At 37.5% G+C, this 18,300-nt stretch carries 19 protein-coding genes and 3 pseudogenes; 15 read left to right on the top strand and 7 right to left on the bottom strand.

Annotated elements, in window-relative coordinates; all coding sequences use genetic code 11:
• Nucleotides 1-1,048: 1,048 nt before the first annotated feature.
• The 3 genes from DYY66_RS01270 to DYY66_RS12850 form a co-directional block, all read left to right on the top strand.
• The coding region (locus DYY66_RS01270; RefSeq protein ID WP_218583560.1) for a sorbosone dehydrogenase family protein at nt 1,049-2,155 on the top strand (1,107 nt) is incomplete at its 5' end.
• 4 nt (nt 2,156-2,159) lie between these two features.
• On the top strand, nt 2,160-2,615 hold the full coding sequence (locus DYY66_RS01265) for a hypothetical protein (protein ID WP_166285523.1): 456 nt from the start codon (nt 2,160-2,162) through the stop codon (nt 2,613-2,615).
• 60 nt (nt 2,616-2,675) lie between these two features.
• Nucleotides 2,676-2,948: hypothetical protein (locus DYY66_RS12850; RefSeq protein ID WP_218583559.1), on the top strand; the 273-nt coding region annotated here is incomplete at its 5' end.
• A 53-nt stretch (nt 2,949-3,001) separates the two neighbouring features.
• Here the strand turns inward: DYY66_RS12850 and DYY66_RS15620 are convergent.
• The 7 genes from DYY66_RS15620 to DYY66_RS01225 form a co-directional block, all read right to left on the bottom strand.
• Nucleotides 3,002-3,265 (bottom strand): TIM barrel protein, encoded by a 264-nt coding sequence (locus DYY66_RS15620; RefSeq protein ID WP_394352532.1) that lies wholly within the window; start codon nt 3,263-3,265, stop codon nt 3,002-3,004.
• Nucleotides 3,266-3,276: 11 nt separating this feature from the next.
• A partial coding sequence (locus DYY66_RS15615) for a sugar phosphate isomerase/epimerase family protein (protein WP_394352531.1) occupies nt 3,277-3,860 on the bottom strand: 584 nt, incomplete at its 3' end.
• Nucleotides 3,861-4,110: 250 nt separating this feature from the next.
• Nucleotides 4,111-4,332: a hypothetical protein gene (locus DYY66_RS01245; RefSeq protein WP_166285515.1), complete on the bottom strand. Its 222-nt coding sequence runs from the start codon at nt 4,330-4,332 to the stop codon at nt 4,111-4,113.
• Nucleotides 4,333-4,367: 35 nt separating this feature from the next.
• The gene (locus DYY66_RS01240; RefSeq protein WP_166285513.1) at nt 4,368-5,702 is read right to left on the bottom strand and encodes an alkaline phosphatase family protein; all 1,335 of its coding nucleotides are present in this window, start codon (nt 5,700-5,702) and stop codon (nt 4,368-4,370) included.
• 48 nt (nt 5,703-5,750) lie between these two features.
• On the bottom strand, nt 5,751-6,632 hold the full coding sequence (locus tag DYY66_RS01235; protein ID WP_166285511.1) for a UbiA family prenyltransferase: 882 nt from the start codon (nt 6,630-6,632) through the stop codon (nt 5,751-5,753).
• Between the two features lie 49 nt (nt 6,633-6,681).
• A complete protein-coding gene (locus DYY66_RS01230; RefSeq protein WP_166285509.1) occupies nt 6,682-7,515 on the bottom strand; it encodes a sugar phosphate isomerase/epimerase in 834 nt (277 codons plus the stop codon).
• Between the two features lie 21 nt (nt 7,516-7,536).
• Nucleotides 7,537-8,346 (bottom strand): TatD family hydrolase, encoded by an 810-nt coding sequence (locus DYY66_RS01225; RefSeq protein WP_166285507.1) that lies wholly within the window; start codon nt 8,344-8,346, stop codon nt 7,537-7,539.
• A 203-nt stretch (nt 8,347-8,549) separates the two neighbouring features.
• Here DYY66_RS01225 and DYY66_RS01220 point away from each other — a divergent pair, with 203 nt between their 5' ends.
• From DYY66_RS01220 to tfb, 12 genes and pseudogenes are all read left to right on the top strand, one after another.
• Complete coding sequence (locus tag DYY66_RS01220) at nt 8,550-9,629, top strand: alcohol dehydrogenase catalytic domain-containing protein (protein WP_166285505.1); 1,080 nt, start codon at nt 8,550-8,552, stop codon at nt 9,627-9,629.
• A 187-nt stretch (nt 9,630-9,816) separates the two neighbouring features.
• Nucleotides 9,817-10,059 carry a hypothetical protein gene (locus DYY66_RS01215; protein ID WP_166285503.1) on the top strand — a complete coding sequence of 81 codons (243 nt, stop codon included), beginning with the start codon at nt 9,817-9,819 and terminating at the stop codon, nt 10,057-10,059.
• Nucleotides 10,060-10,356: 297 nt separating this feature from the next.
• The gene (locus DYY66_RS01210; protein ID WP_166285501.1) at nt 10,357-10,989 is read left to right on the top strand and encodes a hypothetical protein; all 633 of its coding nucleotides are present in this window, start codon (nt 10,357-10,359) and stop codon (nt 10,987-10,989) included.
• Nucleotides 10,990-11,023: 34 nt separating this feature from the next.
• Nucleotides 11,024-11,963, top strand: a pseudogene (locus DYY66_RS15610) (DUF3492 domain-containing protein); the annotation flags it as partial.
• Between the two features lies 1 nt (nt 11,964).
• On the top strand, nt 11,965-12,553 hold a 589-nt coding region (locus DYY66_RS15605), incomplete at its 5' end, for a glycosyltransferase (protein WP_394352530.1).
• Nucleotides 12,550-13,005: pseudogene (locus DYY66_RS15600) on the top strand (NAD-dependent epimerase/dehydratase family protein); the annotation flags it as partial. The gene DYY66_RS15605 and the pseudogene DYY66_RS15600, both read left to right, overlap by 4 nt.
• 1 nt (nt 13,006) lies before the next feature.
• On the top strand, nt 13,007-13,611 hold a 605-nt coding region (locus tag DYY66_RS15595; protein ID WP_394352529.1), incomplete at its 5' end, for an NAD-dependent epimerase/dehydratase family protein.
• A 1-nt stretch (nt 13,612) separates the two neighbouring features.
• Complete coding sequence (locus DYY66_RS01195; protein ID WP_166285495.1) at nt 13,613-15,265, top strand: hypothetical protein; 1,653 nt, start codon at nt 13,613-13,615, stop codon at nt 15,263-15,265.
• 194 nt (nt 15,266-15,459) lie between these two features.
• Nucleotides 15,460-16,290 carry a spherulation-specific family 4 protein gene (locus DYY66_RS01190; protein WP_166285493.1) on the top strand — a complete coding sequence of 277 codons (831 nt, stop codon included), beginning with the start codon at nt 15,460-15,462 and terminating at the stop codon, nt 16,288-16,290.
• 158 nt (nt 16,291-16,448) lie between these two features.
• Nucleotides 16,449-17,147 carry a PIG-L deacetylase family protein gene (locus tag DYY66_RS01185; RefSeq protein ID WP_166285491.1) on the top strand — a complete coding sequence of 233 codons (699 nt, stop codon included), beginning with the start codon at nt 16,449-16,451 and terminating at the stop codon, nt 17,145-17,147.
• A 265-nt stretch (nt 17,148-17,412) separates the two neighbouring features.
• Nucleotides 17,413-17,709, top strand: coding sequence for a winged helix-turn-helix domain-containing protein (locus DYY66_RS01180; protein WP_166285489.1), 297 nt, complete (start codon nt 17,413-17,415; stop codon nt 17,707-17,709).
• Nucleotides 17,710-18,180: 471 nt separating this feature from the next.
• Nucleotides 18,181-18,300: pseudogene (gene tfb / locus DYY66_RS01175) on the top strand (transcription initiation factor IIB); the annotation flags it as partial.

Here is an 18,300-nt window from a genome sequence, read left to right as displayed (position 1 = left end):
TCAAACACTGCATCTGCCACAACACAATCTACCACATACAAGCTAACAGTATCAACGCAGCTATCAACAGGAGATATTCTTACGGGAATGTATACCGAGTTGAGAAATAGTAGTGGAATTGTATCAACAGGTTTCTCGCCTACCACATTTGTTCTAAAGAATGGCGCACAGTATACAGTTGGAATGGGCAATTTTGCAACATATGTGTTTGATCACTGGAAAGATACAGGTTCTACACTCAACCCGCGACCAGTATCGATATCAAGTGACACACAACTAAATGCTGTTTATAGAGATATAGGGTTAGTGCTTTCTCCATCACGAGGACCTGTAGGCACAACTGTATCGGCAACCGGTACAAACAATGCATTCTCACCTAGTACTACAGTCACACTAAGATGGGATAGCACTACTCTTGCTACGATAACCTCAANCAAATGGTTCACACAAGGTTCAGGCAACAGATGGCACCCATGCACACAATGCTCTATTCATTGTTGGGCCAAGCAGTACAATCACAGCTTATCAAACTTCTGGTAATGCTGGAGATCTAGTAAAGGTTACAGGTGCTAATTTCTTACCATATTCCAGAATCACTTTGTATTTTGATAATACATCTTTATCAGGAATTAGGGTCGGACAGGGAGGAGGTTTTGCACCAAATTCTAATCCAGCTTCTATAGNCAATTTCTTACCATATTCCAGAATCACTTTATATTTTGATAATACATCTTTGTCTGGAATTCGGGTTGGACAAGGAGGAGGGTTTGCACCAAACTCTAATCCAGCTTCTATAGAAACTGATTCTAATGGAAACTTTGTAGCCGATATCCAAGCATTTGATAGACCAACAGGATCTTACAATATCAAAGCTACAGATCAAAGTAATACTGACACAAAGAGCTTTACGATCACACCAGGTGCATTATTGTTTAATCCGACAAGCGGACATGCAGGTACTGCAGTAAACTTTCGTGCTAGCGGCTTTGCAGCTAATTCGGTAATTACTGTAACTCTTGATAATGTTCCAGTCATAACTAATCCAGCNGCTTCTATAGAAACTGATTCTAACGGAAACTTTGTAGCCGACATCCAAGTATTTGATAGACCAACAGGATCTTATAATATCAAAGCTACAGATCAGAGCAATACTGACACAAAGAGCTTTACGATCACACCAGGTGCATTATTGTTTAATCCGACAAGCGGACATGCAGGTACTGCAGTAAACTTTCGTGCCAGTGGCTTTGCAGCCAACTCGGTAATTGCTGTAACTCTTGATAATGTTCCAGTCATAACTAATCCAGCTAGTCTGACAAGCGATTTAGTAGGTGAATTCCAAGGTTCATTTGCTGTTCCTAGTACATCTACGATTGGATTGCATCAAGTGCAAATATCAGACAGTAATGGTAACAAGTATTCTAATTCATTTAATGTAACTAGTACCAGTACACCAATGTTTAATGTTAAAACCGTAATGTCTGGTCTCTCAAGTCCAATTGGAATGGCGTTTATTCCAGACAATGGACCTGGCAAAGACGGATCTGGTAATTTTATGGTAATTGAGCAAAATGGAACCGTAGTTGTAGTTAAAAACAATGGCGGAACTTTTGTGAAACAATCAGTACCGTTTGTTAAAGTGCCAAACGTACAAGTCTATGCAGATGCGGGACTTTTAGGAATTGCCTTTGATCCAAACTGGGTGAATACAAAAATGGTGTACTTTTACTCTACACTAAACGTTACAGGTGTGGTGAAAAATGAGGTCTTCAGGTATCACACTACAACTGATTCTTCTGGAAATATCATAGCAGATACTAGTGTTGGTCAGCAAATAATACTTGATAAAATTCCAGCCGATGTAGACCATGACGGAGGGCATATGAAATTTGATTCCCAAGGCAATCTCTATGTCTCTACAGGTGATAACTATGGATACACAGCATCACAAGATCTTACATCAGTAGCTGGCAAATTACTCAAGATAACTCCACTTGCAAGTCCTGGTTCCAACGGACTTCTTTATTCGATTCCAAGCACAAACCCATTTGCTTCAAGTCTTGATCCATCCATACGAAAGGAGATTTACAGCTATGGTGTAAGAAATACCTTTAACTTTGATATAGATTTCGCAGACAGGCAAGATATACTTTGATCATGTGGGACAAAGTGCATGGGAGTCTATTGTAGACACCACCACTCCAGTTAACTTTGGATGGTCTAACTATGAAGGGCCAACTATTGGAAATCCGCAGAACGTTACAAACTATAAAGAGCCACTATACTGGTATCCGCATCAAGGACTTGAGCCAACTACTGGTTTTGCCAAAGATCTTGAAGCAATTACTGGAGGAACATTCTATCATGGAAACATGTATCCAGCAAATCTACAAGGTGCATATATCTTTGGAGATTACGGCGTAGGTAATATTGTTGCACTTCTTTCAACTGATAAAAATCCTCCTCAGATAGACCCAGTGACAGGAGTTCCAAAGGGACAGGTCCAGACAATCATGTCAGGACTTACTCTTGCACCAACAGACACACAGGTATGGAATGGTAACATCTACTACGTCAATCTAACCGGAAGCATAGCTGTTCTAAACTACAATTAATTGTATGTGATTGGAATCAAAACTTTCAACAAAATTTTTGATTTCTCACAAGTCTAGGANGTTACTGGAGGAACATTCTACCATGGAAACACATATCCTGCAAACCTACAAGGTGCATACTTCTTTGGAGATTATGGCGCAGGGTATATAGCTGCACTTCTCTCAACTGATAAGAATCCTCCTCAGATAGACCCCGTGACCGGAGTTCCAAAGGGACAGGTCCAGACAATCATATCAGGACTCACTCTTGCACCAACAGACACACAGGTGTGGAATGGTAACATCTACTATGTCAATCTAACCGGAAGCATCGCTGTTCTAAACTACAATTAATTGTATATGATTGAAATCAAAATTTTTAACAAAATTTCTGAATCTTTCTTGGTCTAGGAACTTTCTAAATTTTTGATAAATTGTAGCCCTGTGAGTGTAGACGACTCATAGTCGGCAGTCAAATTTGGTTCAAAAGATACGTATCCATCATATTTGATTTCTTGGAGAGTTTTTACAATTGGCGCAAAGTCAAGATGTGCATATCCTGGCATTGCTCTGTTATTGTCTGCAAAATGTGTATGCTTGACAAAACTCTTTGAATCAAGTATTGCTTTCTCAAAGGAGCGTTCTTCTATATTCATGTGAAACGTATCCAGCAGTATTCCTNTGCTTTGAATCAAGTATTGCTTTCTCAAAAGAGCTTTCTTCTATATTCATGTGAAACGTATCAAGCAGTATTCCTACATTGTCTTGATTTATCTTTGCAGCAACATATGCGGCATCTTTGGCGGTATTGCAATATGGAGTGCTGTATCTGTTGAGAGGTTCAATGAGTAAGTTCACGTTATGGTCTGCAGCAAATCGCGATAACAATACCAACAAAGGAATTGCCTTGTCTATCGTGGATTTTTTCTGATCTTCAGATACAATGCCATGATTTGCATCAAAATCAAGACTGCTATCTGCAAAGAGACAGATGTTAATTTCACTACCTCCAAGATATTGGCACATCTCAATGCACTTTTTTACATAATTCTCAGAATGTTTAATCACGTCTTGATCCAGGCTAAGCAGTTTTCTCTTTGACCCATCTTTACTGGCCCTTCCCCACATTCCAGTTATGCCACAAATGAGTAATCCATGTGATTCGGCGGTCTCTTTGATCTTTTTAAAATCTGTTTGGTCTGGTTCGCCAAACATCTCCACTGCATCATATTTCTGTTCTTTTAATCTTGCCAATGTCTTCTCCATTGGTTCTATATTTCTAAAAGAATGCAAAGTTATAGAATACTTGAATCCCATCGTTATCTCATNTCTATCGTGGATTTTTTCTGATCTTCAGATACCATGCCATGATTTGCATCAAAATCAAGGCTACTATCTGCAAAGAGACAGATGTTAATTTCACTACCTCCAAGATATTGGCACATCTCAATGCACCTTTTTACATAATTCTCAGAATGTTTAATCACGTCTTGATCCAGGCTAAGCAGTTTTCTCTTTACCCATCTTTACTGGCCCTTCCCCACATTCCGGTTATGCCACAAATGAGTAATCCATGTGATTCGGTGGTCTCTTTGATCTTTTTAAAATCTGTTTGGTCTGGCTCGCCAAACATCTCTACTGCATCATATCCTTGTTCTTTTAATCTGGCCAATGTTTTCTCAATTGATTCTATTTTTCTAAAAGACTGCAAGGTTATAGAATACTTGAATCCCATCATTGTCTCATCTGTGACTTTGTTTTTTATCTTTATGGCTACTTCCAGTTATTTACCAGATGACTTGCAATGTTAACACATTTTACAACGCTTGAATTTTTTGTCAATCCAGACTTGCGATTTGAAACATAACATGCAAGACCTTCTCCTGTATCCAAGTTAGCGGGCCTTCCATGTGAACCTTTTATCATATTTGTATCAAATGGGATGCTATTTTTTTCCCTATCATAAAATAATTCCAGTGGATCATAGCCTGGCTTTCTGTGAATATCCACAGTTCCAGCAAAAGGTGGAGCCTTTTGAGCTTCATCCCACCAGTAGTAGCTAAACCATTTGTCCTTTGTTGATATTGCTATCAACTCGCCGCTCCTTTCATTATCTATTTTTAATCCCTTTTGTTCTTTTTTTGTCAAAACTTTCTCTACTTCTTGGAGATCTTCTAGAACTTTCTGGGTCTTGTCTGCAAAACCGTCTTTGATGTAAATATGTGCCACCTGATGATCTACCATTGCAAATGCCCTGCTGAGCTCAAAGTCAATGTATTCTTTTCCTCCTATGGTCCTAATGTCAAGCAGTCCTGCCTCCCTGAGTTTTACGTTTAAAGGAACTGCTCCTGAAACATCATTGAATGCATATTCTGAAATAACCATAAACTCGGTTTCATCACTTGTTCCCAATTTTGATGTCTTTTCAACAATATCTCCTACTATGCTGTCTGCCTTTTTCAGATCATCACGTGCTTGATTACTATTTGGACCAAATCTCTGGGCAGAATAATCTACATGTGGTATGTACACAAACATCAAGTTTGGCCGTGATTTTTCCAAAGTGTACTCTGCTGCCTTGCCAATCCATTCACTTGATCTATGCGATGCCATGGGACCCCAATATGTTGCAAGGTTAAACTCGCCAATAGTTCTTGATGCCTCTTCATAATATCCTGCAGGCTTTGAATAGCACCATTGTATCATGCTCCCGTCTCCCATGTGGAGTGGTCTTGGCGTAATGACAATGTCCGAGTTTACAAACATTGTATTTTGCCAAAAAAGGACCGCCGTCTTTACACTAGGAGATTTATTTTTTAGAGTATCCCACACTCTTTCTCGCTGGACAAGTGCACTTGGTTGTTCCCAGAATGATACTGAATGACTACTCCTATCATACAACCCATTGGCAATTATGCCATGCTCGTTTGGATATCGTCCAGAAAGTATGCTTGCCTGAACAGTACATGTGACAGAAGGAAATACAGGTTCCATTTTTGCACTCTCTCCTTTTTCAGCTAGTGCGGAGATGTTGGGAGTAAGATCAGAATTCAAATGCTTGTGTTCCAAGCCAACAACATTAATTACAATAATATTTTTTGTAGACATTTTCAGTTCAACTCCTAGAGTAATACATGTAACATACTTAAATTAAGTTTATGTAACATAGAATTTTTTTGACAAGAGAATCGATGGCAACAAGAACAATAAAGTTGATAACCCATATGACAATCCTGCAACTCCACTTACAAATACGCTGTCAAGAATTATTATTGAGATTACCATATTCTTGATCACTCTCTGAATAGATGATGCGTCACCTACGAGAGCCTGTTTGAAGATGACACTCATGATAATAGTATATGGTACCAAAATCACAAGACTCCATGTCTTGAATAGCCCAAGAAAAGTTACAATTGTTATGGCTGCAATAATTGCATAAATGATTGAAAAGAGAACAATTGTATGTCGTTTTGATTTTATTCCGCTTAGTTCTTTCTTGCTAAAAAGCGTTATAACAACAACATATGCAAAGACAGAGCTGGCTACAAATCCAAGTCCTGATAAATTAGTCTGAAAAGACAAAAGTGCAGGGCTTGCACCCATGATTACATTAAGAAATCTAGTTCCTCCCATTGTTATTGGGCTGAAAATTTTGTTGTTCTTTAATCTGTAATCGTATCCAATTATCATGGATGCAAGAAAGAGAGCAATGACAAAGCTTGACCATGAAACAAAAAAGGCAAGTGTGATTGCAGATGCCATCAGTACTATCGCAATTTGTATTGTGGTCTTCTTTGATATGGCACCCGATGGCAAGGGTCTTGATGGCCGTTCTTTTCTGTCTATTTCGATATCGAAATAATCGTTGAATACTACTCCTGAAACATAAAAAAGCATTGATGACGCCATTAGTATGCCGAGATTGACATAGTTTAGTTCGGAAATTGGTGTTACTGTGAGATATCCCGCTACAACATTTGTTGGGGAAGTAAATGCGTTAGGCAGTCTTGCTAGCTGTAAATATTTTTTAAACATAACCATGGTGCCCACACAAAATATACAATATCAAGAGTCCAAAGTTATTTCATTTAGCCATATCTTTGAGATAGTCAAATGTTCTTTGTGCCGCCTCCACGGGATTTGATTGGTAAGGATAAAGCTCTACTGTGACAAATCCATTATATCCGATCTCATCCATGGCTCCAAAAACTCGGGCAAAGTCAATAGCGCCAAGACCTGGTATGAGGTGATTGTGTACTCTGTTTTGAGCAATGTCTGCCAGATGAAAGTGATCCGTATAATCTGAGAGTTCGTAAACTAGTTGTGCGGGATCTTCGCTTACGCAAAAAAAATGGCCGATATCAAAATTAAGCTTTACATATTCTGAGTTGACTTTTTTAATGAAATTTTTGAATTGTTTTGAGTTCTCTAACAACAGGGAAGGTTCTGGTTCTACAAGAATTTTTACTCCTTCCTTTTCAGCTATCTTTGAAGCCTTCAATAAACCATTAATGAATAATTTTTCTAGCTGTGGAACACTGCGGTTATCTGTGCCATTCAGTGGACCTCCAGGTTCTGTAGAAATATTTTTAGCTCCGATCTTTTTTGCCATCTGGATACAATCTATTGTGTGCTTTACTCGTGTCTCCCTTGATTTTTCATCATCTTCTATCCAAGATGGATGATAAGTGTCTCCTATTGCATAAAGGGTAAAAGCATTAAGATTTGATATTTGCAGGTTGTTGTCTGACAAGAGATTTTTTATGGATTGAATTTTCTTGTCACCAAATTCTGGTGGATATGCATGCGGTACATCGCACAACAGTTCAACACCTTCATACCCTATAGCAGCTATTTCTTTTATTGACTCTTCAAGAGTATATCTCTTGAATGCATTTGTACTAAAAGCAAACTTCATGTCAAAGATGTTATCCGTTCTTCAAGGTTTCCAAGTAAACCTGGGAGACTGTTTGAAAAAATCATATGCGTTGTAAAAACAAGTCTTCTCTATGTCTGTTGAACTAATTCCTTCACTTTTCATTTTTTGTGCAGTTAGTGGTACGCTGAGTGGATCTGATACCCCCCAGTCTGCCGCACTGTTTATCATTATGTGGTCTGAACCATGTTTTTGAATTATCCTGGCTGCTCTTTCAGGAGATAGTTTTGTGACAGGATAGACTGAGAGACCTGCCCAAAGGCCAAGTTCTAATGTCTTTCCAATCGTCTCCTCGATGTTATGGTCTATCAATAATTTCTCTCTCTTGTGCTTGGGTCCATTTTTTAGAATTTTTTCAATGCGATTCATGCCTTCCACTTTATTGTTGTGAGGCAGATGGACCATAGTCAGCATGTCTTTTGATGTTGCAATCTCCATTTGTTTTACAAAGACTTCTTCTTCTGAATCGTTTATGAGATTGTATCCAAGCTCTCCTATTGCTACAACATTTTCACGGTCAAGATATTTTTGTTTCATGGGTCCCAATGCGTCAATAGCAAGAGGTCTTGACGTGGCTTCTTTTGGGTTTACAGAGATGCAAACAAAATGCTCTATTCCAAAATCCTTTGCCCTTTTTGTTTCAAATGTTATCATGTGTTCCCAATAATCTTCAAAAGTACCTACCGAAGTTCTTGGACTGCCTAGCCAGAATGAAGGTTGAACAATGACCTCAATTCCAGCTTTTGCCATTGCAGCGTAATCATCGGTGGTTCGAGAGTACATGTGTATGTGTGGATCAAAAAATCTTGTCAATATGTCATCATCCTCTTTGTTAGAATAAAATATTGTGATCCATTTTATATTTGTCTAAGTGCTGGATACATGTGCAAACAAGATTGAAAAATATCATCGAGTTTACTTGTGTTGGATCAATATTTCAAGAATCTGGAATAATATTAGCTAAGAATCATACTAAATACATATAGTGGATAATTCGTGCACATGATTAGACCAAGATGACTTTTTCGACCTATGCTAGTAAACTCTCAAATTTAAAGACAAATGTAGCCATGTTTCATGGGCCAAACAACCTTGTAGTAGAGGAAAGAGAATTTTCACAAGACAAAAACGAATCTGTCGTAAAGGTAAATGCTTGTGCTGTCTGCGGATATGATGCACGTGTTTATCGTAATGGCCATAAAAAAGTCAAGGCTCCTCTTATACTGGGTCATGAAATATGCGCAGAAGTGTTACAAGACATCCATGTGCCAGATGGGATTCTAAGATCTGGAACAAGGATTGCCATATCGCCTATCATACCTTGTCTTGATTGCAAATTCTGTCATCGACATCAATACAATTTGTGTAATGATCTACGAGAGATAGGATCAACAGTTGATGGAGGTTTTGCGGGATATCTCAAGATTCCAAAAGAGATAATCAAAATAGGCGGACTGGTACGAGTTCCTGATAATTTAAAAAACGAGGAAGTTGCTCTTTTGGAACCGTTAGCATGCTGTCTAAATGGATTTTCTCAGCTGGGGGAAATCGATCCAGAAAGCTCAATTTTGATAATAGGTGATGGAGCAATCGGACTGACTCATTTGCAGTTAGCAAAGAGATTGTACCATACAAAAACCGCAGTTGTGGGTAAAATTGGATCTAGGATACAAAAGGCAAAATCGATGGGCGCTGATGAGGCTTTTATGTTTGGAAGTGAAACAATTGACGATGTCTTGAACTTTACAGATGGTTACGGCTCTGACATAATCATAGTAGCCACCAGCAATCCAGATGCACTAAATCTTGCAACAAAGGTGGCAAGTAAAAATTCTAAAATTAATCTATTTAGTGGTTTTTCAAATGATCATGGTTTTGCACCTGACCCTAATTGGATACATTACAACCAAGTTTCTATAATTGGAAGTTTTAGCTCAACTCCTAAAATGCTGCAAAAAGCTGCAACACTTGCTTCTGACGGGACAATAGATTTGTCAAAAATAATAACGCACAGATATTCACTAAATGAAATAAAACAAGCAGTCTTGGCAACCGAAGAATTTCGCGGACTACGCGCTGTTATAGATGCATTCTAGGAATATCTGATCTGTATAGCAATTCTTAACGCCTGGTTTTTGTCATATTTTGATATCTGGTTCTTTCTTTTTTGACTGGAACCAAGACTTGTGTCTGTATCTTTCTAGATTTTATCCAAGTATGCTAAAAATGTTCTAGTAGAATTATAGCTCAAGTTAATAAAAAAAGAAAACAAATAGAAATAAAATGAAGACCATAGTAATTATCGGCATTGCAGTATTTGGATTACTGTCACTGTCTTTAGTTAATAATGCATTTGCAAACGAGAGTGCTTTTCGAGTTGCTGCCGCAAAAGCTTGGGCGGAAATACAGGCACATGATGCACAATTAATTGCAATGGCAAATGACACTAATTCTACATCTGGTGTAGGTATTAGTAATGGATCTAGCAATATAGGATCAAGTCCTGTAATGACAATATCAAAATAATAAACTAGATTACTATCACAANCTCTAGTGTAGGTTCTATTAACGGATCTGGCAATATAGGTTCAAGTCCTGTAAGTGGAAATATCCAAATAATAAACTAGACTACTATTACAAACACCTGTATGGCACATTATTTTATGTAACATGATTTTATCTTTCTATAAAAACATCTTCATTCTAACCTACTCTAAATTTCTGAATTATTTTATAAAACTTTACTAGTACTTTATACTACGAAACTTTGCTTGTAAAAACTTACATCGTTTTTAAAAAACATGGATGATGAATTCCTGTAGATTGAAAATAGAAACATGGATGCATAGAATTACAAGTGAGTCTAATTTGTGGCTCAATGCTGTCAAGCTGGAAGAAGAGGGAAATTTTTTTGAGGCATTCTTTCTTTACCTAAAAGACGCAGCAGAGTCATTACAAAAAAATTTGCTAGTGCGCGCAGCTCTTTGCTGTTCTTGTGCGGCAAATTGTCTTGCAGTTGTTGGAAATCTTGCAGCATCACGTAGTCTTTATTTGCAAACTGCAATGCTTTACGAAACTAATGGGGATTCTATAATAGGCGAGTCAGTAAGGGAGGCACTATGGTCGTACAAAGAATGTTATGAATATTATCAACTTGCATGCGACAGTGAGAAAACACAAGTTGTCTATGACAAGTATGTCTCGCTTGCCAGGAGAATAAATCCATTTCTTGGCGAAGAGGAAGCCATGAAGCTAATGAGGCAAAGAAAAATGGCAACAAACGTGGCTAAAAATGACATTACTCAGACTAACATGCAGATCTCTGCTCAGATAGACAACGCCATGGGGAATATTCTAAAATCCATCGAGTCCATCTGTACTAAAAATAATTCAGAAGAGAACCACTCAGAACATGGGAATAAAGTGAAGAAATTTGAAAAAAGTCTTACTAATTAACTGGGACGGTTACCCAAACATCACTTCGGGAGGAGTGTACACCTGGACTAGGGCTCTAATTGATAGCATGCAAGATTATGAGTTTATAGTAGTAAATGCATTGTCAAACCCAAACTGTAATTCATTGTACACCGTACCTCCAAATGTTACTAAAGTTATAGACGTACCAATATTTGGGTCACACCGATATGACGAATTTTCTAAAGAAAAAGGATCAATGATTTCAAAAATTCTTCGAACCACTGAATCGGTAATTCAAGATAGTTTTTTGATCCTCTACAAAGAGTTTCTTGAGGTCACTCTATCCGATAGATGTGATACAAACCTGCTTGAAGAATTAGTAATTAAACTTCATCAGTTTTTACTAAAATACGATTCTAAGAAATGTCTTGAGCATCATTCATGTTGGGACATATTCATGGATCATCTCAACAAGCAGCACCTTTACAGACACTTGACAATGAAGGAAGCACTGATTGCATTTCAGCTGGTTCAGCGACATATTGCACTTCTTTCAATTCAAGTTCCAAAAGTGGATATAATTCACTGTTCACTGGCATGGCTTCCTTCATTGATTGCTATTTATGCCAGAAAAGAAAGTGGCTGCCCAGTTCTGATTACAGAACACGGCGTTGCATATCGAGAACTGTTATTGTACTATAACCGTTACCTGTTTGATGAATCTTCAAAGATATTTTGGAAAATCTTTTCTCATAATATAATACGTACAGTGTATTCAATTTCTGATACCCTAACTACGGTATGTAATTTTAACAAGGTATGGGAAGAAAAACTTGGTGCGGATCCATCTAAGATTAAAGTAGTGTATAATGGAGTTGATACTTCAAAGTTTAGGCCAGTTGAGGTACAACGAAACGATAGCAGGCCCACAGTAGTCACAGTTGCACGAATAGATCCCTTCAAGGATATAGTCTGTCTAACACAAGCCATCAAGTATGCAAAAGAAGAGATTCNAGATAACAGGCCCACAGTAGTCTCAGTTGCACGAATAGACCCCTTCAAGGATATAGTTTGTCTAACACAAGCCATCAAGTATGCAAAAGAAGAGATTCCTGACATTCAATGTCTAATCTATGGAGCAGGAATTGACCTTGAATACTCTGTAAGGTGTGACAAGGCAGTAAAGGACCTTCAGCTTGAAGACAATATAAAATTCATGGGAGGCACAAAAGAGCCAGAAAAAGCATACGGTGCCGGAGACATTGTAGCAATTAGCAGCATTATGGAAGGATTTCCATTTACTGTCATAGAGGCAATGGCATGTGGAAAAGCAGTTGTGGCGTCTGATGTTGGAGGGGTAAGGGAAGCTCTGGGGGATTGTGGTTTATTGGTAAGAAGTAGGCGACCTCGCGAATTGGCAAAAGGAATAGTCCGTCTACTTCAGGACAATGATCTACGAGAAAAATTTGAAAAAGATTCATTGATCAAGATCAATGCAGAGTTTACACTTGACAGATGCGTACAGCACTTTCGAAATGAATATGCGAATCTGATCAATTCGTATGATCATAAAAAACAAAGAATGGCGGTAATCATGCGATGAAAAAAATTTCCAAGGCACTAGTCACTGGCGGTGCAGGTTTTATTGGAAGTCATATTGTAGACAATCTAATTAGTAAAGAAATCGAAACATATGTAATCGATGATCTTAGTACAGGGTCACTTGCAAATTTGCAAAACCACAAACACAATAAACTATTGCATGTGATTGTAGATGATGCAAGAAAAATTGGGCATCTGTTATCCGAAGTCACTGATATTGACGTAGTTTTTCATGAGGCAGCAATAGCAAGTGTACCTAAATCGGTTAGCCATCCTATGTTAGTGCATGACGTAAATGTTAACACTACACTTGAAATAATGAATTTTTGCGTAAAAAAAGGAATTAAAAGATTAGTGTTTGCATCAACCGCTGCAGTTTATGGTACCATAAAAGACAAGCGAGCCTCAGAGGCAATGCTTTGTAAGCCAATTTCACCTTACGGGGCTTCTAAGNCATCAACTGCCGCAGTTTATGGTACAATAAAAGACAAACGCGCCTCCGAGGAAATGCTTTGTAAGCCAATCTCACCTTACGGGGCTTCTAAGTTATCAGTAGAAAATTATCTTGATGCGTATCACGCATCATATGGTCTTGAAACCGTAGCTTTACGCTACTTTAACGTGTACGGACCAAGGCAAATAATGAACGATTATAGTGGTGTTATAACGATCTTTACAAACCAGTTACTAAGACATGAAACACCAACTATACATGGAGATGGTCAGCAAACAAGAGATTTTGTCCATGTTAAAGATGTGGTTCAAGCAAATCTTCTTGCCATGGAATCCAAAAATGCTGTAGGAGGAATATTTAATGTAGCTACTGGTAACTCTATCACAGTTCTCAGATTGCTTGAGATACTCAAGTCAATCACAAAGACCACAGAAATTTCACATAAATTTGGTCCACAACGAGAAGGAGATATTAGATTTGGTTTTACATCTATTGACAAAATTAAAAGTCTTGGTTATGTCCCAAAAATTTCTGTAGATGAAGGATTATTTGATGTTGTAGAATATCTTAGAGAGAAAAATAGATTATTACAAGGAATTACTTGAAATGATGATACCAGAACATAATGTAGAAAGAGAATTCACAAGTGAAGCAAGGCTCTTTGCACAAAAAGTTGCAAGATCAATAATAGAAATAGAATCAAATGTCAATAATATTGCAGATGTGGTAGTCTTACTTGATGTTCTGGGTTATAACAAAGAACAAGTGATGAAATATGGATTTGATGATTTATTTGATCTTGCAAAATATATTTATGATTTTGTAGATGCTTATGAAGATAGAAACAAAAGTAAAGAGGATTATATCAAAACATTTACAATTCCAATTGATGGACTTGGCCACCGAATTGCAGAAGGTATGGGATTATTATTTCCCTGGCTTGGTTCGCTAGTACTTTTGTTTCTTACTGGTGTCTCATTATGGATGGCATGGGGATTACCACAGCAAATTTCAACTGCACTAGTAGTAGGAGTCTTTCTTGGGTTGGTGATAAGTGAAGGACTGGTACAAATTTTTGCTAAACTCTTCACTTTCTATCATGAACAAACTAACATAGGTGAGATGAAAGGCCTGCTCAAAAAGGATTATCTCTTATCATCAATAATTTTGGCAGGTGTTGTTGGTAGTCTGTACGGTTATGGTTTTTTTTCACATATTCCATTTGAATTGGTTACAATATCTGTCGTAGCAACTGTAACGATTTCATTACATAGAATAAGCTACATGGTTATCTTTGCGTTAAAGAAACTAGTTCATCTAATTCTGGCATATTCTGCAGCTTTTACCACGCTCTTGTCTGTTTTTTTCATGTCATCTTCATTAATTCCTGATGCAACTTTAAGATATTTTGTTGCACTGGGAGGAGCATTTGCCGTACTGTCTGTCTTTGCAGTTTATCATAATCTAAAAATTATATCAATAAAACCATCATCAAAGGTGTCTTTAGATGCTCCACATTTTTACAAACCACGTGCTCTAACGGATAAGACCCTGAAATCAAAGTTCAGTGTTCAATTGTGGGAAAGTTTACCTAACTTTCTATTTGGTACATTTTATTTTGTTGTAATGTTTGCTGATAGGGTGATCTCTTGGTCGTTTAATACTCTGAAAGTAAATGGAATAATTCTTCCATTGGGATTCAACTCTGTATATCACATGGGTGCCGATTTGGCACTATCTATTCTGATACCTGCCTCCATAATACAATATGTCATGACTGTACCAATATTCAAGCAGATAAACAACATGAGTATAATCTACAAGGTACCTGAAATGGAAAAAATTTATCAATTTATACAGAAAATTTACAGAAAAGTAATTATGGTAACTATCTTGGCTTCTGTGATTGCAGCTATAGTAATCAACCTCATTATACCCCAAATTCCTGCCTATGCTGGGGCAACGCAAGATAGTATATCGATATTACGCATAGCGTCAATTGGCAATATTTTGCTGTCAATTTTTAGTGCCAATGGCGTGTTTGCAATGTTACTTACTAAAGTGAAGCCTCTTGCGATCATGGTCATGGTATCTGCAATTGTAGTTGGTTTGGGAGGAATTGTTTTGGGAAGATTTGGTCTTGAATATATTACCTTATCATATGTGGCATCAGCAGCTCTGTTGGCTGTTTGTTCTACGCTTTATGTTAAAAAAATCTTCAAGAATGCTCCAAGCATTTTCTTTGCAAGATATATTTGATTTTTAAAAATAATGTACCGTAAATATTCATCGCCAGGAATTAATTAGATATTAATATTTGCATGATATGTTTTGTAATTACAATTAGATATTTTTTGTTGTTATCAAATTAATAAAAAATAATAAACTGTAATCTGAATTCATGTTTGTTATACGCACCTCTTTTATTCTATAGAAGAATGTTCTAGATTAGAATGAAGGTCAAATCATCTAGAACATTTGTCGGGGTTGTCATCTCGATATTGTTTTTCAGTATGATTTCTACAATGCCAAACTTTGCGTCCGGTACTACATCTGCAGACCTATCAACAATACTTGAAGGCAATGCTACCGGAATATACTACCCATTGTACAGCCTCAGCGAACTTCCACAAGTACTTGCAGCAAAACAAGCTTTTCCTAATGTTCCATTCATGGTAAACATAAATCCATCATCAGGTCCTGGCAGTTCTGCCTCAACAGCATGGGCAACTGCAATTACACAGCTCAAAAATGCAGGAGCTGTAGTCACAGGCTATGTGCCAACAGCATATGGAACAGGAAGAAGTATCGCAAATGTAGAAGGCATGATCTCATCGTATAACCAGTTCTATCCAAACATGCTAGACGGAATAATGTTTGATGAAGTATCAGGATCTTGTTCAGAGTTTAGCTTTTACCAGACAATCTCAAACTATGCAAGATCACTTGGATATTCATACATACGGGCAAACCCTGGAAGTTCAATATGCCAAACAGATGTGCCACTCTTTAACCACATTGCAATATACGAATCAGCGGGCTTGCCAAGCGAGTCAACACTTGCATCAAATACTTTCTATCCACAATATTCAAAGAGTGTAGTGGGGTTTGGTGCCACAGTACACACCCAACCAACATACGATTCCACTTGGCTCCACATGGCTACAAAATACCTAAAGTGGGTATACATCACAGACCAGACAGAACCAAATCCATATGCTGTATTTCCATCATACTTTAATCAGTATCTGACTGATCTATCTGCGCTTGCTGGAGCATCCTAGATATCAGATAATGCAAAGGTACTGACTTGGATCAAATGTACCGCACACACGTATGGTTTGAGACTCCTAAAGAGAATCATGATTCATAGTATTTGACTAGAAAAAAATATAGAACAATATTAGAATAATATTAAATAAAATACGAATATGTTTTTACTGTGAACATTCTAGCAATAGGAGCACATCCAGACGATATTGAGTTAGGATGCGGCGGGCTTTTGATCAAGGCCGTCAGACAGGGACATAATGTATCCATGTATACGCTCACAAGAGGAGGGGCAGGCGGCGATCCAAATGAACGAACCAATGAGCTCAAACGTTCAGCAGAGTTCATCGGTGCAAAACATTTGTGGGTTGATAATTTTGAGGATTCAAAGCTTAGTGTAACAAATGAACTGATAAACCATATAGAGTATTTCATAACCAAGACCAATCCAGACATAATTCTTACTCATTCTCACGGAGACATACACCATGATCATAGAGCCATAGCAGCTGCTACAGTAGAGGCAGCTAGATTCAACTCTAACGTATTGTCATATGAAATACCACTTAGTAGAAATTTTGATCCAAAGGTCTTTTATGATATCTCAGATGTAGTTTATGAAAAAGTGGAATTGATTGAGATTTTTTGGTCACAGCAATCTAAACTGTATCTCAAATCCAACGCAATCAAGGGTTTGGCAGAATATCGGGCATTACAAAGTAGACTAAATACAGAAGTACGGTATGTTGAGGCCTTTGAAGTTCTCAAACTATGCTTTGACAAGGACTTTAAGTTGTTAACCGTGCCTTATATGAAAATAAAGAATTCAAATGCAGTGAAAGATATCAACGAAATTTTGGAGTTTGTGTAACGTAGGCCAGCGAGTATGTGTGACATAGACCGTGCCTCCTATGAAAAATTATACAGAACAAAGTGTTATGNGAGTCGACTGAATACAGAAGTAAGGTATGTGGAGGCCTTTGAAGTTCTCAAACTATGCTTTGACAAGGACTTTAAGTTGTTAACCGTACCTTATGTGAAAATAAAGAATTCAAATGCAGTGAAAGATATCAACGAAATTTTGGAGTTTGTGTAACATAGGACAGCGAGCATGTGTGACATAGAACGTGCCTCCTATGAAAAATTATACAGAACAAAGTGTTATGGGTTGGGGAAACCGCGGTTGGGTCGAGATAATTGAGACAATTTTAGAGGTTTGTGAAAGCGGTGCTCTAAAGACACACATCATGTACAAATGCAATCTTAATTCAAAACAAATATCGCAGTATCTACAGTTTCTTGAAAACCACAAATTGATTGAGAGTATGACAGATGATCCATTTTCAAAACGAGCCATCTTTAGAACAACTCCAGACCTGGGTAGAAAATACATGGAGGCGTATAAACGACTAGCAGCTATTTTCAAACATTAGACGTTTATCACTTGAGCGAAATTTGTAATGAGCTGGCTTGTGATATAAAAGATGGAACATTATTACATAGTTTAAAACCAAATCATTTTTATGATACAATCACAATTATAGAGTGCTATGAAGTATCGTAGTAGGACAGAGATTGTAGCAATGATACTACAGTCTACGCGCACGGGTNTGAAATTTGTAGTGAACGGGCTTGTGATATAAAAAGTGGAACATTATTACATAGTTTAAAACCAAATCATTTTTATGATACAATCACAATTATAGAGTGCTATGAAGTATCGTAGTAGAACAGAGATCGTAGCAATGATANACTCAACTTTACAAGGCTACGGAAAAAGGCATCCACTTTATTCATGCGTATGATGAAATCAGCGATTTGATTTCTGCAAAAACAAATGGAAAACTAACAAGCCCGTAAAATTAGATCGTTATACACATTTTCAGTCGTTGCCATAATAAAANCGGAATAAGTCAATCAATCGCAGAGAGAGCAAGTTACATTTATCGTAAAGCTTTGAATAAAAAACTGATCAGAGGAAGGTCCATTACTGGAATAGTGGCAGCTACAATATACATTGCATG

The sequence above is a fragment of the Candidatus Nitrosotalea sp. FS genome, assembly GCF_011319475.1.
GTDB lineage: Archaea > Thermoproteota > Nitrososphaeria > Nitrososphaerales > Nitrosopumilaceae > Nitrosotalea.
The sequence above is the reverse complement of the archived record's forward strand: the minus strand, read 5'-3'. Positions and strand labels throughout refer to the sequence as shown.

Coding starts and splice junctions, on each gene's coding strand:
- DYY66_RS01245 (WP_166285515.1), bottom strand. CDS start 4,332: ATGATGGGATTCAAGTATTCTATAACCTTGCAGTCTTTTAGAAAAATA.
- DYY66_RS01240 (WP_166285513.1), bottom strand. CDS start 5,702: ATGTCTACAAAAAATATTATTGTAATTAATGTTGTTGGCTTGGAACAC.
- DYY66_RS01235 (WP_166285511.1), bottom strand. CDS start 6,632: ATGTTTAAAAAATATTTACAGCTAGCAAGACTGCCTAACGCATTTACT.
- DYY66_RS01230 (WP_166285509.1), bottom strand. CDS start 7,515: ATGAAGTTTGCTTTTAGTACAAATGCATTCAAGAGATATACTCTTGAA.
- DYY66_RS01220 (WP_166285505.1), top strand. CDS start 8,550: ATGACTTTTTCGACCTATGCTAGTAAACTCTCAAATTTAAAGACAAAT.
- DYY66_RS01215 (WP_166285503.1), top strand. CDS start 9,817: ATGAAGACCATAGTAATTATCGGCATTGCAGTATTTGGATTACTGTCA.
- DYY66_RS01195 (WP_166285495.1), top strand. CDS start 13,613: ATGATGATACCAGAACATAATGTAGAAAGAGAATTCACAAGTGAAGCA.
- DYY66_RS01190 (WP_166285493.1), top strand. CDS start 15,460: ATGAAGGTCAAATCATCTAGAACATTTGTCGGGGTTGTCATCTCGATA.
- DYY66_RS01180 (WP_166285489.1), top strand. CDS start 17,413: ATGAAAAATTATACAGAACAAAGTGTTATGGGTTGGGGAAACCGCGGT.